General features: G+C 71.0%; 12 protein-coding genes. 6 read left to right on the top strand and 6 right to left on the bottom strand.

Features of this window, described 5'->3' with window-relative positions:
- Window positions 1-38: 38 nt before the first annotated feature.
- The 3 genes from IE134_RS25850 to IE134_RS25840 all read right to left on the bottom strand — a co-directional run bounded on the left by IE134_RS25850 (window position 39) and on the right by IE134_RS25840 (window position 3829).
- A complete protein-coding gene (locus IE134_RS25850) occupies window positions 39-1097 on the bottom strand; it encodes a DNA-3-methyladenine glycosylase family protein (protein ID WP_189431890.1) in 1059 nt (352 codons plus the stop codon).
- A gap of 85 nt (window positions 1098-1182) precedes the next feature.
- Window positions 1183-2274, bottom strand: coding sequence for a mannose-1-phosphate guanylyltransferase (gene manB / locus IE134_RS25845; protein ID WP_030710250.1), 1092 nt, complete (start codon window positions 2272-2274; stop codon window positions 1183-1185).
- Between the two features lie 79 nt (window positions 2275-2353).
- Window positions 2354-3829: a peptidoglycan recognition protein family protein gene (locus tag IE134_RS25840; protein WP_030710252.1), complete on the bottom strand. Its 1476-nt coding sequence runs from the start codon at window positions 3827-3829 to the stop codon at window positions 2354-2356.
- Between the two features lie 137 nt (window positions 3830-3966).
- On the opposite strand from IE134_RS25840, the gene IE134_RS25835 reads away from it, so the two are divergent.
- The 4 genes from IE134_RS25835 to IE134_RS25820 all read left to right on the top strand — a co-directional run bounded on the left by IE134_RS25835 (window position 3967) and on the right by IE134_RS25820 (window position 10185).
- Complete coding sequence (locus IE134_RS25835) at window positions 3967-4719, top strand: TIGR03089 family protein (RefSeq protein ID WP_030710254.1); 753 nt, start codon at window positions 3967-3969, stop codon at window positions 4717-4719.
- A gap of 177 nt (window positions 4720-4896) precedes the next feature.
- A complete protein-coding gene (locus IE134_RS25830) occupies window positions 4897-6438 on the top strand; it encodes an LCP family protein (protein ID WP_126932074.1) in 1542 nt (513 codons plus the stop codon).
- Between the two features lie 224 nt (window positions 6439-6662).
- The gene (locus IE134_RS25825; RefSeq protein ID WP_373296824.1) at window positions 6663-8444 is read left to right on the top strand and encodes an LCP family protein; all 1782 of its coding nucleotides are present in this window, start codon (window positions 6663-6665) and stop codon (window positions 8442-8444) included.
- Between the two features lie 37 nt (window positions 8445-8481).
- The gene (locus tag IE134_RS25820; protein ID WP_179892689.1) at window positions 8482-10185 is read left to right on the top strand and encodes an LCP family protein; all 1704 of its coding nucleotides are present in this window, start codon (window positions 8482-8484) and stop codon (window positions 10183-10185) included.
- A gap of 79 nt (window positions 10186-10264) precedes the next feature.
- On the opposite strand, the gene IE134_RS25815 is transcribed toward IE134_RS25820, so the two are convergent.
- Entirely contained in the window at window positions 10265-11293 is a 1029-nt protein-coding gene (locus tag IE134_RS25815; protein ID WP_030710261.1) for a glycosyltransferase family 2 protein, read from the bottom strand.
- A gap of 149 nt (window positions 11294-11442) precedes the next feature.
- On the opposite strand from IE134_RS25815, the gene IE134_RS25810 reads away from it, so the two are divergent.
- Window positions 11443-13038: an LCP family protein gene (locus IE134_RS25810; RefSeq protein ID WP_441350292.1), complete on the top strand. Its 1596-nt coding sequence runs from the start codon at window positions 11443-11445 to the stop codon at window positions 13036-13038.
- A 36-nt stretch (window positions 13039-13074) separates the two neighbouring features.
- Here the strand turns inward: IE134_RS25810 and IE134_RS25805 are convergent, their stop codons facing one another.
- Window positions 13075-13644, bottom strand: a complete 570-nt coding sequence (locus IE134_RS25805; protein ID WP_030710265.1) for an acyl-CoA thioesterase — start codon at window positions 13642-13644, stop codon at window positions 13075-13077.
- 117 nt (window positions 13645-13761) lie between these two features.
- On the opposite strand from IE134_RS25805, the gene IE134_RS25800 reads away from it, so the two are divergent.
- The gene (locus IE134_RS25800) at window positions 13762-15090 is read left to right on the top strand and encodes an LCP family protein (RefSeq protein WP_078614345.1); all 1329 of its coding nucleotides are present in this window, start codon (window positions 13762-13764) and stop codon (window positions 15088-15090) included.
- Between the two features lie 79 nt (window positions 15091-15169).
- Here IE134_RS25800 and IE134_RS25795 read toward each other — a convergent pair whose 3' ends face one another.
- Window positions 15170-16216, bottom strand: a complete 1047-nt coding sequence (locus tag IE134_RS25795; RefSeq protein ID WP_030710268.1) for a DUF5954 family protein — start codon at window positions 16214-16216, stop codon at window positions 15170-15172.
- Window positions 16217-16304 lie beyond the last annotated feature (88 nt).

Genomic DNA, 16304 nt, shown 5'->3' with positions numbered 1-16304 from the left:
GCCCGGAGACGCTGGAGAAGGCGCCGGAGAGGCTGGAATTACAGGTTCACGATGTTGCCCGGCTGCATCCTCGGTGCCCTGCGGGCCGGGATGCGGCCCGAGAGCAGGATCAGGCGCGTCGCTCGGTGGCGTTGGCCCTCGTAGGGGGTCAGCAGCCTCAGCATCTCCTCGTCGTCCGCATCGCGGTTGTCCGCCAGGGCGTGGCCGACGATGCCGGGGAGGTGCAGGTCGCCGATCGTGACCGCGTCCGCCGCGCCGTTCGAGCGCTGGAGGGTCTCCGCCGCCGTCCAGGGGCCGATTCCGGGGATCAGCTGGAGGCGGGCCAGCGCCTCGGGCAGCGGCATCGTCGCCGCTTCCTCCAGGCGGCGGGCCACGCGTACGGCTCGCAGGATCGTCGACGAGCGCCTGGCGTCGACGTTCGCCTTGTGCCATTCCCAGGACGGGATCATCGCCCAGCCGCGCGGGTCCGGCATGACGTGCAGGCCCAGGTCGGCGGTGGGGCCGGGCGCGGGCGTGCCGAAGCGGCGGACCAGGTGGCGCCAGGCGCGGTACGCCTCGTCCGTGGTGACCTTCTGCTCCAGGACCGAGGGGATCAGCGACTCCAGCACCAGGCCCGTGCGCAGCAGGCGCAGCCCCTGGCGGCGGTGCCGGGTCAGGGCCAGCAGGCGGTGGCGCGGGACGAACGCGTCCGGGTCGTCCTCCGCGCCCAGGAGCGCCGGCAGGCCCTCCAGCAGCCAGTCCGCGCCGGGGCCCCACGCCGCCGCCGCGATCCGGTCGCCGCGGCGCGCGATGCGCAGCGTGCCGGGGCCCGCGGGCGTGCGGGTCGCCCGCCAGAACGTGCCGTCCCCCGTCATCCGGAACGTCGGGTCCGCCGGGCCCCGGCGCAGCGGACCCAGCACCAGGCGGAGGTCCAGGGGGGCCTGGGGCGTCCACTCCCGGGTCAGGGGTGGCCCTTCGGGCGAGGCCGGGGCGGAGGCGGACTGTCTGCCGGACGCGGCGGCCCGGGACGCGCCAGCCCCGGACGCGGCGGCCCCGCGCCCCGCAGCCTGGTGCGGCAGCGCTGCCCGCGTGGTGCGGGGGGCGAATCGTCCTGCCACGAAGCTCGGTGTCCCTGGGTGCTCGTCGGTGCGGGAGGGCTGCTGCTCCTCCCACGGCTCTGTCGAGGGTACGGGCAGGCGGGGGCTACTGGTCCGAGGAGAAGCGGACCGAGCCGTCCGGCAGTGTCGCCCCGCACCAGATCCTGATCCCGTCGCGCAGTTCGTTGTCCGCGCCCACCTGGGCGCCGTCGCCGATCACCGCGCCCGCGAGGACCGTACGGCCGCCGATCCGCGCGCCCGCCCCGACCAGGGAGTCCGTGATGACCGCGTTCGGTTCGACGATCGCGTTCTCCAGGATCGTCGAGCCCTCTATCCTCGCGCCCGCGCCGATCACCGCGCCGGCGCCGACGACCGTACCGCCGGTGAGCTTGGCGTCCGGGGCCACGGAGGCGGTCGGCAGGACCAGGCGGTCGCCGCAGCGGCCGGGGACCGCCGGGGACGGTGCGCGGCCGAGGACGAGGTCGGCGGAGCCGCGCACGAAGGCGCCGGGGGTGCCGAGATCCAGCCAGTACGTGGAGTCGACCATGCCCTGGAGATGGGCGCCGGAGGCGAGCAGTCCGGGGAAGGTCTCGCGTTCGACGGAGACCGGGCGGCCGGACGGGATCGTGTCGATGACCGAGCGCCGGAAGATGTACGCCCCGGCGTTGATCTGGTCGGTGACGATCTCCTCCGGCGTCTGCGGCTTCTCCAGGAAGGCGGTGACCCGGCCCGTCGCGTCGGTCGGCACGAGGCCGAAGGCGCGCGGGTCCTCCACCCGGGTCAGATGGAGGGAGACATCCGCCCCGGAGACGGTGTGCGAGGTGACCAGGGCCCGGATGTCGAGCCCGGTCAGGATGTCGCCGTTGAAGATCAGGACCGGTTCGTCCGGCCCCGAGGACAGCTTCGGCGCCACGTTGCGGATGGCTCCGCCGGTGCCGAGCGGCTCCTGCTCGGTGACGTACTCGATGTGCAGACCGAGCGAGGAGCCGTCGCCGAAGTACGGCTCGAAGACCTCGGCCAGGTAGGACGTGGCGAGCACGATGTGCTCCACCCCGGCCGCCCTGGCCCGCGCCAGCTGGTGGGTGAGGAAGGGGACCCCCGCCGCCGGGACCATCGGCTTCGGGGTGTGCACCGTGAGCGGACGCAGCCGGGTGCCCTTGCCCCCGACCAGGAGGATCGCTTCTTTTGCCTCTGTCACAGCACCGTCTCTGCTTCCTGCTGGGGCGTGGCCTCGTATGTGACTGGTCAGTTAAGCAGACCGGTCCCGCCCCGTCCGGTCAGCGGCCCTGTAGTTTGGCGGAGCTGGTCCTGGCCTTGCCGAGCTTCTTGTAAAGACGCGCTCCGGGGCATTCGGTTGCGAACCCGTCCCGGTGGCCCGAGATGACGTTCATCTTGACCTTCGCACCCGCCTTGTACTTGTTGCTTCCGCCGGAGGTGAGGGTCACCTTGCCCTTGGGGTTGGCGCCGAACAGTCCGAGCTTCCAGGCGGTGAGCTTGGAGACGGCGGTGACGGCGGCGGCGGGCGGGTTGGTGGAGGAGTAGGAGCCGAGGACCGCGATGCCCATGGTGTTGGAGTTGAAGCCCAGGGTGTGCGCGCCGAGGACCGCCTTGGTGACACCGCCGGCCCGGCCCTCGTAGATGTTTCCGCACTTGTCGACGGCGAAGTTGTAGCCGAAGTCGCGCCAGCCGCTGCTCTTGACGTGGTAGCGGTAGATGGAGCGGAGCACCGAGGGCGCCTGCTTGCAGGTGTAGTTGTTCCCGGTCGCGCTGTGGTGCACGAAGGCCGCCTTGACGGTCTTCGTGTACGCGAACTGGCGCTCGCGGAGCTTCTCGTCCGCGCCCCAGCCCTTACGGGTGATGATCCCCGGCCGCGGTCCGATGTACGGCTTCGCCCCGGGCGCGACGTTCGCCGCCTCCTCCGTCTCCGCCTTGGTCAGCGCGGGGATGACGGACGCACCGAGCGGTGCCAGCTCCGCGTTGACGGCCGAGGCCGCCTCGGCCTCGGCGGTGAGCACCTCCGGCACGACCGCCGGTGTCGTCGTGGGCGGGGACGGGTTGAGCGCGAACGCCGCCGTGGTGGCGGTCCGGCCGACGGGGGCGGCCCGGGCGGGCTCGGGGGCCGTCTCCGCGGCGGGCTCGGGTGCGGGGTCCGGGCCGGGGTCGACGAGTTCGAGGCGCAGCCCTTCGGGGAGCGGCGCGGCTTCGGACCGGTCCTGCGGATCGGCCGGCTCCGGGCGTACGCGGACCTCCACGCCGTCCGATGCGCCGACCCAGAGCGGGGCGGTCGCGCCGCGCACGGCGCCGGAGGACCGTTCGTCGCTGCCGAGGTCGGCGGCGTGTTCGGCGTTGTGGGTCTCGACGTCCTGCCAGTCCGACCAGTTCGCGGAGCCGGTCGCCCGGGTGCGGACCTGGACCGTGCCGTGGAGTTCGGCCTCCGCGTCGTCCCAGACCACCCCCACGAGGGAGAACGGCCGCGCCGTCCGGCGCTCCAGCCCCTGGCCGGCCGTCGCCGGGCCCATGGACCGGTCGGACGGTGCGGCGAGGGGCTCCAGGGGCAGGGACTGCGTCGAGCCCGCGGACTCGGCGGCGGGGAGCGCGGCGGCCCGTACCGACGGCGGCCCGGCTCCCGGTGATTCAGGAGGCAGGGCCGAGGCGGAGAGCGCGGGCGGGGCGGACAGGGCGGGGGCGGCGAGCGGCAGAGTGAGGGCCGCCGCGCAGGTGATGCCGACTGAGGTGACCAATAGTGCACGCATACGGACGATATTGAACATACGGTGACGACTCCGGCTACCCGGACATCGGCCGCCTCGTGACGCACCGTCTGCCGAACCGGTGTACGTGACACCCGTTCAGCCCGCCCGGCACCGCGCCCCCGCGTACGCTTGCGCGGATGAACTCCAGCGACCGCACCCCCGCCGACCTGCTGCGATCCGCGCTCTCCGCGGACCCGGCCCGCCCCCTGGTCACCTTCTACGACGACGCCACCGGAGAACGCGTCGAACTGTCGGTGGCCACCTTCGCCAATTGGGTGGCCAAGACCGCCAATCTGCTCCAGGGCGACCTGGCCGCGGAGCCCGGCGACCGGCTCGCCCTGCTGCTGCCCGCGCACTGGCAGTCCGCGGTCTGGCTGCTCGCCTGTTCGTCCGTCGGGGTCGTCGTCGACGTCCAGGGCGACCCGGCCGCCGCCGACCTCGTCGTGACCGGCCCGGACACCCTGGAGCGGGCGCGGGCCTGCCGGGGCGAGCGTGTCGCCCTCGCTCTGCGTCCGCTGGGTGGCCGGTTCCCGCAGGCGCCCGAGGGGTTCGCGGACTACGCGGTGGAGGTGCCGAGCCAGGGCGACCGCTTCGCGCCCTTCGCCCCGGTGGACGCCGACGCCCCCGCGCTGGCCGTGGGCGGGGTCGAGGTGACGGGTGCGCAGCTCGTCGCCCGGGCCCGTGAGGACGCCGACGCCCTCGGCCTCGTACCGGGGTCCCGGCTGCTCACCGGGCGTACGTACGACACCTGGGAAGGGCTGAGCACCGGGCTCTTCGCGCCCCTGGCGGCCGGTGGGTCCGTGGTGCTGTGCCGTCACATCGGGCAGCTCGACGCGGACGGTCTGGCCAAGCGGGTCGAGAGCGAGCGGGTCACCAACACCGCGGTATGACAAGCGCGCTGAGGTCCACTCGTCCGGCCCACAGCGGGCCGAGTCCTCGGTGAACGGCACCGGAGCGGGTAGATGATCGAGCGGTACAGACCACTCTCCTGGCCGTGCACAACCAAGCGCGAGTTTCAGCCGTCTACTCCTGCGACCGGCGGCCCCTCGCGCCGCCGAACGTGAAGGATGGACGCAGACGTGACCGACAGTGCTGGCCCGCCGTCCGACCCGGACCGCCCGTCCGAGGGCAAACCGCAGGACAGGTCACGGGACAGGTCGCGGGAAGAGTCCGGGCGGCCCGAGGGCGAGGCCCCCGGGGGCGCGACGTCCGAAGGCACGGCTTCCGAGGCCCCCGCCCCCGAGGACGGGGCCCCGCAGGACGGTCCGCCTCAGGACGACGCCTCGCGGGAGGAGGGCCCGGCCGCCGCGGAGACCGACGTAGCCGCCCCTGAGACCGGTGAGGGCGACAGCACCGAGGGCGGCCCTGCCGAGTCCGAGGCCGAGGCGACGTCCGCATCCGAGCCCGAGGCCGCGGCGGGCGCCGACGGTGTGCAGACCTGGGCCGATCAGCCCAAGGACGCCATCGCCGCCGCCCGCAAGAGCCACTGGCTGCGCTGGACCGCGCTCGCCGCCTCGTTCCTCGTGCTGGTCGCCGCGGGGGTCGGCTGGTGGATGTACAAGAAGCTCGACGGGAACATCACCACCGACACGAGCGCCGCCGCCGAACTCAAGGCGTACGAGAAGGAGCGGCCGACGCCGGTCGTCATGGACGCCCAGAACATCCTGCTCATCGGGTCCGACAGCCGGGCCGGGGACAACCGCAAGTACGGGCGGGACGACGGCGGCAGCCAGCGCTCCGACACCACGATCCTGCTGCACCTCGCGGCGGACCGGAAGAGCGCGACCGCCGTGTCGATCCCCCGTGACCTGATGGTGGAGATCCCCAGCTGCAGCACCGGGGACGACAAGAAGTCGCGGGAGCAGTTCACCCAGTTCAACACGGCGTTCGAGCTCGGCGGCACCGCCTGCACGATCCGGACCGTGGAACGGATGACCGGCATCCGCGTCGATCACCACATGGTCGTCGACTTCAACGGCTTCAAGGACATGGTCGACGCGGTGGACGGGGTCGAGATCTGCCTCAAGGAGCCGATCGACGACAAGGACGCGCACCTGGAGCTACCGGCGGGGCGGCAGACGCTGAACGGCGAGGAGGCCCTCGGCTACGTCAGGGCGCGCAAGTCCCTCGGCAACGGCAGCGACACCGAACGCATGGAGCGCCAGCAGCAGTTCCTGGGCGCTCTCGTCAACAAGATGCAGAGCAACGGCGTCCTGCTGAACCCGACACGGCTCTACCCGGTGCTGGACGCGGCCACCAAGTCGCTGACCACCGACCCGGGTCTCGACTCGCTCCGCGACCTGTACGACCTGGTGCGCGGGATGCGTAACGTACCGACCGAGCAGGTGCAGTTCCTGACCGTGCCCCGGCAGCCGTACCGTAACAACCCCAACCGGGACGAACTCGTCGAACCGGACGCAGGCGACCTGTTCAAGCAACTCCGCGAGGACAAGCCCGTCGCCGTGGTCCCGGCCGACGAACTGGAAGAGGCGGAACGGGACAAGGAAAGCGGGCAGGACGGAAAGCCGGATGACGCCGGGTCCGAGAGTCCGACGCCCGCACCCACCTATTCGGGGTCGAGTGCGGCGGACGACCTGTGCAAGCAGTAAAGCAATTGCCAAGACACAGAACATAATCGGCGCGGAATGGGAAGTATGCCCGGTTGTAAGGGGCGTGGAATGTGTCACGCACGTCGCTCGACCTGGAATCGGCCGGATAGTGTGACGCGATCCGGTGCTTCCGGCCGTCAGGTCGTGCACTGCTGGAGCGAAGGAACGAGCGCCCTGCCGGGGGAGGGCGCCTCGCGTGGCACCGACGGAGGACGCAGGCAACCGTGGACGCGCACAGTCGTGGACGGGCGGACGATATCGACCCCGCCGACCAGTGGGTACTCAACCCGCACACCGGTAATTACGAATTGCGACTGGACCACTCCGCTGGGGAGTCGAGCGGCAGTTCCGCGCGTACGGCGACGGCCGAGGAGACCGGCCGCCGCGGGGAGTCCCGGACCGGTTCCTCCCGCGAGGGTTCGGGTCGCCGCGCGGCCGGTTCCCGCGGGGCCGCCACGGACGGGACGCGCCGCGAGGTGCCGGGCCAGCGCAGCCGCCGCAGCTCCCAGGGGGGCCGTGGGGCCGCCGAGCCCCCCACAGCCGGCCGCCGGAAGCGCAAGCCCCAGAAGTCGCGCAAGAAGAAGGCGCTGCTGTGGACGGGCGGCGTGATGGCGTTCGTCGTGGTGGGCACCTCGATCGGCGCGTACGCCCTGTACCAGAAGTTCAACGGGAACATCGACTCCATCGACGTCGGCGACGCCGGCAGCAAGAACGTCGTTACCGACGGCCCGATGAACATCCTGATCATCGGCACCGACAAGCGCACCGGCAAGGGCAACGAGGGGTACGGGGACAAGGGCAGCGAAGGCCACGCCGACACCACCATCCTGTTCCACGTCTCCGAGGACCGCACCAACGCGACGGCGATGAGCATCCCGCGCGACCTGATGACCGAGATTCCCGAGTGCGAGGGGAAGGACGCGGACGGCGCCGAGGTCACCATCCCCGGCACTCCGAACGAGCGCTTCAACACGAGCCTCGGCCAGAGCGGCCGTAACCCCGGCTGCACCATGAAGACGGTCGAGAACATCACCGGCCTCAAGCCCGACCACTTCATGATGGTCGACTTCAACGCGGTCAAGGAGCTGACCACCGCGGTCGGCGGCGTCGAGGTCTGCATGGCCAAGCCGGTCGACGACCCGAAGTCCCATCTGAAGCTGCCGCAGGGCAAGTCGGAGGTTCAGGGCGAACAGGCGCTGGCCCTCCTGCGTACCCGGCACAGCTTCGGCAACGAGAGCGACCTCGACCGGATCAAGGTGCAGCAGCAGTTCCTCGCCTCGATGATCCGCGAGATGAAGTCGAGCGACACCCTGACCAACCCGAAGAAGCTCTACAAGCTGGCCGACGCCGCCACCAACGCGCTGACCGTCGACTCGGCCATCGCCGACGCGCAGAAGCTGATGACGCTCGCCCAGGAGATCTCCAAGGTCGACACGAAGAACATCACCTTCCTCACGATGCCGGTGGTGGACAACCCGGCCGAGCCGACGCCCGTCACCGTGGTCGTGGACCCGGTCAAGGGCGAGCAGCTCTTCGCGATGATGCGCTCCGACACCTCGCTGACCGAGGTGAAGAAGAAGGAGAAGGACGCCAAGAGCAAGCAGGCGGCCCTGCTCAAGGGGCCGAAGGCCGATCCCGCCGACGTACGGGTCGATGTCCTCAACGGCGGCGAGATCCCCGGTGCGGCCGGTTCGACCGTCACCTGGCTGCAGAACGAGCAGGGGGTGCTGAAGTCCACCAACAAGGCCAACGCACCCGAGAAGATCAAGAAGACGACACTGGAGTACGCGCCCAACCAGGCCGATCAGGCCCGGGCGCTCGCCGAGATGATGGGGCTTCCCGCAACGGCCATGAAGCAGGGCACCGCCGACGCCGAGGGGCTCGAGGCGATGGTGCTCACGCTGGGGGCGGACTTCAAGGGCGCGGGCCAGCTCATCACCGGACCGGCGAAGGCTCCGGAGGGCGTCGAGCAAGCGAGCGCCGACAAGGCGGTATGCGCCAAGTGACACCGGGTCACCGGGCCACAGCGGAAATCTGAACAGCATGGGGGGTCCGGTGGGACGGAGCAGCATGCCCGGGGAGGAGACGCGATCACGCGTCCGCCGCGGCGATCGGCTCGGCGGGGAGGAAGCCCGGGGCGACGCCCGGGACACGGAGGGCGGTGACGCGTCCGCGAGCGGTGAGCGCGGCCGTCGGGCCGAGGGCCACCGGCGCGGCGCCTCGGCCGGCGGGCGAGGGCGCAGCGGCCGCCGCGCGCCCAAGAGCGGCAAGCGGCGCGTCCTGCGCTGGAGCGCCTCCGTGCTGGCCGTGCTCATACTCGCCACCGGCGGCGCCGGTTATCTCTACTACGAGCACCTCAACGGCAACATCAAGAAAGGGGATCTGACCCTCGGCGACAAGCAGATGGCCGATCACAAGGCCAACGCCGCCGGCCAGACCCCGCTCAACATCCTGCTCATCGGTTCCGACGCCCGGGACTCCAAGGCCAACCAGAAGCTGGGCGGCGCGAAGGAGACCTTCGGCGGGACCCCGCTCGCCGATGTGCAGATGCTGCTCCACCTCTCCGCGGACCGCAGCAACCTCTCCGTCATCAGCATGCCGCGCGACACCATGCTGAAGATGCCCAAGTGCACGGCCCCGGACGGCGAGGTCTTCCCGGCCAGCACGCGCGACGTACAGACCAACGAGAGCCTGGGGCGCGGCGGTCCGGGGTGCACGGTGGCCACCTGGTACGAGCTGACCGGCATCCGGATCGACCACTTCATGATGATCGACTTCGCGGGTGTGGTGTCCATGGCCGACGCCATCGGCGGTGTCCCGGTCTGCGTCGACGCCAACATCCACTCGCGCAGCGCCGACGGCAAGGGCTCCGGGCTGAAGCTGGAGAAGGGCACCACATCCATCAAGGGCGAGCAGGCCCTCCAGTGGCTGCGCACCCGGTACGGCTTCGAGGACAACACCGACCTGGGGCGGGCCAAGGCCCAGCACATGTACATGAACTCGATGGTGCGTGAGCTGCGCAAGGGCACCAAGCTCACCGACCCGGCGAAGCTGATGAACCTCGCCGAGGCGGCCACGGAGGCGCTGACGGTCGACAAGGGCCTGGACACGGTCAAGAAGCTCTACGACCTGGCCGAGGAGTTCAAGAAGGTCCCGACGAAGCGCATCACGATGTCGACCATGCCGAACGTGTACGGCACCGGCGTCAACAGCGGCCGGGTGTACCCGAAGGCGGGCGACGCCGAGCAGTTGTTCCGGATGGTGCGGGACGACGTACCGCTGGACGGCAAGGCCTCCAAGCGGAAGAAGCCGGAGGAGCCCAAGGACCCGTCCGCACCGGTCGGCGAGATCGCCGTCTCCGTACGGAACGGGACCGCGACCGACGCGCTCGGACCGGCGTCGGGACGGGCCGGTGAGGTGGCGGACCAGCTGAAGAACGCGGGCTTCGGGCGGACCAGCATCGACTCGGACAACGTCACCGGGGCGGCGCGTACCGGCATCCTGTACCCGAGCGCGGATCTGGAGGGCGACGCGCAGGCGGTCGCCAAGGCGCTCGGGGTGCCGCTGGCGCAGGTGAAGCGGTCCACCGACGTGTCGGGGATCTCGCTCGCGGTGGGCGCGGACTGGCGCGAGGACGGGACCTACCCGGTGTCCAAGGGCACGGAGAAGACCCCGGAGTCGGCGGGCGCCCTCAACGGGGACGACGAGAAGGCCTGCATGAAGGTCAACCCGAACTACACCTGGTGACCCCGTAGCGGCGCGCGTACACGACGAAGGGCCCCGACGCCGAGCGTCGGGGCCCTTCGTATGCCTGAAGCGGTCCGGCTCAGACGGTTTCGCTGCTGCCGGTCATCGCGGGGCGGCGGCTCGCGATGACCCGCTTGGCCAGGGAACGGGGGCTGGTGAGGAAGCCGAAGCCCCAGCACATGTGCATCGTCGCCAGCGCCACCGGGATCTGGGCCCGGGCCTTCAGCGGGAGGCCCTTGCCTGCGGGCAGCGATCCGGCGACGATCGCGGCGAGGTAACCGCCGGGGACGACCAGCGCCCACGGGGTGACGGTCGCGCCGAGGACCAGGCCCGCCGCGATGGCGACGACGGCGGTCGGCGGGGCCAGGTAGCGCAGGTTGATCGAGCCGGCGTGGTAGCGGGCGACGACGTGACGCCAGCGGCCGTAGTCCTTGTACTGCTTGGCGAGCGCCTTCACCGTGGGGCGCGGGCGGTACTGGACTTTCAGCTCGGGCGAGAACCAGATCAGCCCGCCGGCCTCGCGGATGCGGAAGTTCAGCTCCCAGTCCTGGGCGCGGATGAACTCGACGTTGTAGCCGTCCGCCCGCTCCAGGGCCTCGCGGCGGAAGACGCCCAGGTAGACGGTCTCGGCCGGGCCCGCCTGGCCGCCGGTGTGGAAGGCCGCGTTGCCGACACCGATCTTCGAGGTCATCGCGGCGGCGACGGCGTCCTCCCAGGCGTTCTCGCCCTCGGCGTGCATGATGCCGCCGACGTTCTGCGCGCCGGTCTCCTCCAGGAGGCGGACGGCGGTCGCGATGTAGTTCGGCGAGAGCATGCCGTGGCCGTCGACCCGGACGACGACCGGGTGGCGGGAGGCCTTGATCGCCGCGTTGAGGGCGGCGGGGGTGCGGCCGGTGGGGTTGGGCACCGTGTGGACGCGGGGGTCCTCGGCGACCAGCTCGGCGGCGATCTCGTCCGTCCGGTCGGCGGAGGGGCCGAGCGCGATCACGACCTCCATCTCACCGGGGTACTCCTGCTCCAGGATGTGCCGGACCGAGTTCCTGAGATGGCGTTCCTCGTTGAGCACCGGCATGATCACGGAGACGGCGGGGTACTGCGCGGCAGACATGTGGTCCTCGGGGGGTCCTCGGGGGCGCCGGGGGGTTCCGCGCCGCGGGCGGCGGGCGCCCCGGGAGGCGGCGGTATTCGGCCGCCACGTTACCGCGAATGGGGGACACCGGTGCGCGCCGCCGGGTCGCGGGCCGGGACGGAGATCGTATGGGCCTACCGTGCGATGGTCCCCTTGCACCGCAGAGGTGTCTCCCTTGCACCCCGGAGGTGTCTCCCCCCGTGCCCCCACCGCAGCGACCGCAACGCCCCTCTCAGCGCCCGCCGCACCCCCGCACCACTCCCCCGCGACGCCGTCCGCCGCAGGGCACCCGGCCCGTCCGGCCCCGGAAGCAGGACGAACGGCCGCGCTGGGGCATGCGGGTGGCCACCGGTCTCTCGGTGCTGGTGCTGGGGGCGGGTGGGATCGGTCACGCCGTGGTGAGCAGCCTGGAGGGCGGGATCGGCAGGGTCGATCCGTTCCGGGACATGAAGAACCGCCCCGAGGGGGGCCACGGCACGAATCTGCTGCTCGTCGGCACGGACGGCCGGGACACGATCACCAAGGCCGAGAAGCAGAAGTACAAGCTCGGCGGCGCGCCCTGCCACTGCACCGACACGATCATGCTGGTCCATCTGTCGGCCGACCGGCAGCGGGCGAGCGTGGTCAGCCTCCCCCGGGACAGTTACGCCGAGATGCCCGCCCACACCGACCGCACCACGGGCAAGCACCACGCGAGCCACCCGGTGAAGCTGAACGCCGCGTACGCCGAGGGCGGGCCGACGCTGACCGTGCGGACCGTCGAGAACATGACCAAGATCAAGATCGACCACTATCTGGAGGTCGACTTCACCAGCTTCATGAAGACGGTCGACGCGGTGGGCGGGGTGAAGATCTGCACGGCGCGGCCGATGAAGGACTCGTACACCGGACTGGACCTCCCCGCCGGCACGCATGAGCTGGACGGCGGGCAGGCGCTCCAGTACGTCCGCTCGCGCCATGTCGACGTGGCCTCCGACCTGGGCCGGATGGAGCGCCAGCAGAAGTTCATGGCGGCGCTGATCAAGCAGGCGACGAGCAGCGGGGTGCTGCTGAACCCGGTGAAGTTCCAGCAGGTCTCCGCCTCGGCGCTCGGTTCGGTCCGGGCCGACAAGGGCTTCGGTACGGAGCAGATGCTGGCGCTCGGCAAGGCGATGAAGGACTTCGGTCCTGCCTCGTCGGAGTTCGCTTCCGTGCCCATCGGCAACCCCAGCTTCCCGGTCAAGGGCATCGGCTCGACGGTGCAGTGGGACGCGAAGAAGGCGAAGAAGCTGTTCCAGGCCCTGCGCGAGGACAAGCCGCTGGCCCCGGCGAAGCCGAAACCGAAGCCCGCGGCGGGCCCGCAGCAGCCGCCCGCGAAGCTGGTCGACGTGGCACCGAAGGACGTGAAGGTGCAGGTCTACAACGGCACCCCGAAGGACGGCCTCGGCCGGACCGTGGACGAGGGGCTGCGCGCGACCGGGTTCACCACGACCGAGGCCCCGCTCAACGGGGAGGTGCGGGAGCTGAAGCGGACGCTCGTGGAGTACGACCCGCGCTGGGACCGGTCGGCGAAGTCCCTGGCCACGGCGCTGCCCGGGAGCGAGCTCAAGGCGGTGAAGGGCCAGGGCCCGCAGATGAAGGTGACGGTGGGCGCGGACTTCACGAAGGTGCAGCGGGTGAAGGCGGAGACCCGTCAGACGGGCGAGTTCTCCACGGTGACGGGCGACGAGGTGGTGTGCCCGTAGCCCCGGGAGCGGGGAGGGCCCGGGCTTCGGGAGGGCTCAGTCGTCGATGCCCTCGGCGGCGCGCTTCTCGCGCAGTTCCTTGATCGCGCGGCGGCGGGCGAGCCGGTGGGTGCGCCGGATCTGCGCCTCCTGGTAGCGCCGGTTGTCGCGCTCGGTCTCGGGCATCACCGGCGGTACGCGGCGGGGCTTGCCGTCCCCGTCGACGGCGGCGAAGACCAGATAGGCGCTGCCGACCTGCTGGGCGGGGGTGGACTCGTTCCAGCGTTCGGCCATGACCCGGACGCCGACCTCCATGGAGGACCGGCCCGTCCAGTTGACCTGGGCCTTCACATGGACGAGGTCACCGACGCGGACCGGCTCCAGGAAGACCATCTCGTCCATCGACGCGGTCACGGCGGGCCCACCGGAGTGCCGACCGGCCACCGCGCCCGCCGCGTCGTCGACCAGTTTCATGATCACGCCACCGTGCACCGTGCCGAGGAGGTTGGTGTCGCTGCCGGTCATGATGTGGCTGAGGGTGGTCCGGGACGCCGAGGTCGGCTTGCCCGGAATCTCACCCTCCGCACGGTTGGCCGGATCTGTTACGCCAGTGGCCTGATCTGTCATACCGTCCACCTTATGCGGGGTCCGCGATCCCGCAGAATGCATCAGGTTCGCAACAGCCCTGGTGCGATTTCCCTTACACCCTGTAATAGCCGTGGGCCGGGGCGGCACACTGTTCGGATGAACGATTGGCCCGATCGACGGACCGGCGACCGCAGCGAGCGCTACGGGCGGGGCAGTGCCAGCTCCCAGCCCGAGGGCGCCCGGTCGATGCCGCACATCCAGCGCCGCCCGGCCCAGCCCCGTACCCCGCAGCGGCCGCAGGTACCGCCGCAGAGCCAGGGGTACGACGACCGCTACCAGGACGGCGGGTACCAGGACGGCGGCTACGGCAGCAGCCCCGACCCCGGGTACGACAGCGGCTACAACACGGGCCAGGTCTACGGATCGGGCAGCGGCGGCTCCGGCGGCCGGGGCGGCGGTGGCCGTCGCGGCGGCGGTGACGGGGGTTACGTCCAGGGCCGCCCGGCCCCGGACTGGCGCCGCCGGATCAAGCTCGGCGCGCTGACCCTGGTGGTCGTGGTGCTCGCGGTCTCGATCTCGACGTACTTCTGGGCCGACTCGAAGCTGAAGCGCGAGGTGGACCTCTCCAAGGTCATCGAGCGGCCGGAGTCCGGTGACGGCACGAACTACCTGATCGTCGGGTCCGACAGCCGCGAGGGCATGTCGGCCGAGGAGAAGAAGCGGCTGCGCACCGGTTCCGCCGAGGGCAAGCGCACCGACTCGATGATGATCCTGCACGACGGCTCGAACGGCCCGACGCTGATCTCGCTGCCGCGCGACTCCAACGTCGAGATCCCGACGTTCGTGGGGTCCGAGTCCGGAAAGAAGTTCCAGGGCACCGGCCGGCAGGTGAAGTTGAACGCCGCCTACGCCGAGGACGGCCCCGAACTCCTCGTCCGTACGGTCGAGTTCAACACGGGCCTGCACATCGACCACTACGTCGAGATCGGCTTCGGCGGCTTCGCGAAGATCGTGGACGCGATCGGCGGGGTCGAGATGGACATCCCGAAGGCGTTCAAGGACAAGAAGTCCGGGGCCGACTTCCAGGCGGGCAAGCAGACGCTGAACGGCGAGCAGTCCCTCGCCTTCGTCCGTACGCGGTACGCGTTCGCGGGCAGTGACCTGGACCGTACGAAGAACCAGCAGAAGTTCCTCGCGGCGCTGGCGAGCCAGACGGCGACCCCGTCCACGATCATCAACCCGTTCAAGCTGTACCCGACGATGGGTGCGGGCCTGGACACGCTGATCGTGGACAAGGACATGTCGCTCTGGGCGCTGGGCAACATGTTCTTCGCGATGAAGGGCGTCACGGGCGGCGAGGGTACGTCGATGAACATGCCGATCTCGGGCAGCGTCGGCGGCAACCTGGTCTGGGACAAGGCCAAGGTGAAGCAGCTGGTGCAGCAGCTCAACAACGATGAGAAGGTCACGGTCAAGGGCAACTGAGGCCGTTGGCAAAGCCGTTGAGGGCGCCGGGCGATGGCCGCCCGGCGCCCTTTCGCCGTCCGTGGCCGCCCTCTGCGAGCTACGTGCCGTGGGTGATGTTCCCGTGCTCGTCCATGAGGGGATGGATCTGGGACGGGCCGTACTGGTCGACGTCGGACGAGCGCGGCTTCTCCGGCCCGTCGGGCCCGATGCGCATCATGCGCTCGACCCGGACGACCTCGAACCGCTTTCCCCGCACGATGAGTTCGTTGGCTCTGCGGCGTCCCATGAACTTCTTCGCGGCCCGCTCGTTGACGGCCGCCTCCTTCTCGTCCACCTTCATCCACGCGGGGACCTCCGGCATGCCCGGGAGGTCCGGCAGCTCGGGGAAGGGCCGGGTGAGGTGGTCGACGAGGGCGCGCCGGGCGCCCTGCGGGGTCGAGTGCTGCCCGGTCACCATCGACCAGGACATCTCCTTGCGCTGCACCACCCGGAACGTCGTCGGGAGGAGCACGACCCCCGGGTGGGTGGTCAACGCCCGCCGGGAGTCGGCCCGTACGTCGGCGGGGAAGCGGTCCGCGGTGTAGGCGAGCTGGAGCAGCCCGGCCCGGCCGATCCCCTCGCTCAGCCCGACGGCGGCCGCGTGATCGACCACGAAGCCGTCGGTGCGGCAGGGCTCGGTGGCGTCCAGGTCCCAGCCGTCGTCGTCCGGGTCGGTGGCCCGGGGCGGCTCAAGGCGCCCGTCGCCGATCCGGGCGAACTCGTCGGCGCGCACGACCCGGTAGCGCACGCCGCAAGCCGACACCTCGTCGGCCTTCTCGGTCTCCAGCCGCGCCACGGCGGCCAGCAGTGACCGCCGCTCCGCCCGGTCCTCGGTCTCGTCCCTCGCCTTGAACCAGAGGTGCGAATTCAGCTCGTCCCGGACCATCTGCGGGAATCCGGTGTCGAGTTCACCCATCAGCCGCCAGCGCGGCCGGTCCCCGCGCCGCTGCTCGGCGAGCCCGAACAGCGGCCCGCGCACGACGATGTTCGGATACTTCCGGACCGAGGCGAACGCGTCGGCCTCGGTGACCTCGAAGACCGGGTCGTCGCGGTGGGTCACGTTGATCGTGAGGTGATCCGGCGACTTCCCCGAGTGATCGTCCATGTACTCAGTGTGCCGAAGGGGGTTGCCGGTGTCAGGGTTTCCGGGGTTTCCGTGGTTTCCGACGCAGAGGCGAGGTCCGAAAAGCGGG

Source organism: Streptomyces rubiginosohelvolus (assembly GCF_014649875.1).
GTDB lineage: Bacteria > Actinomycetota > Actinomycetes > Streptomycetales > Streptomycetaceae > Streptomyces > Streptomyces rubiginosohelvolus.
Note: the sequence above shows the minus strand (reverse complement) of the source record. Positions and strands in the feature narration are given on the sequence as shown.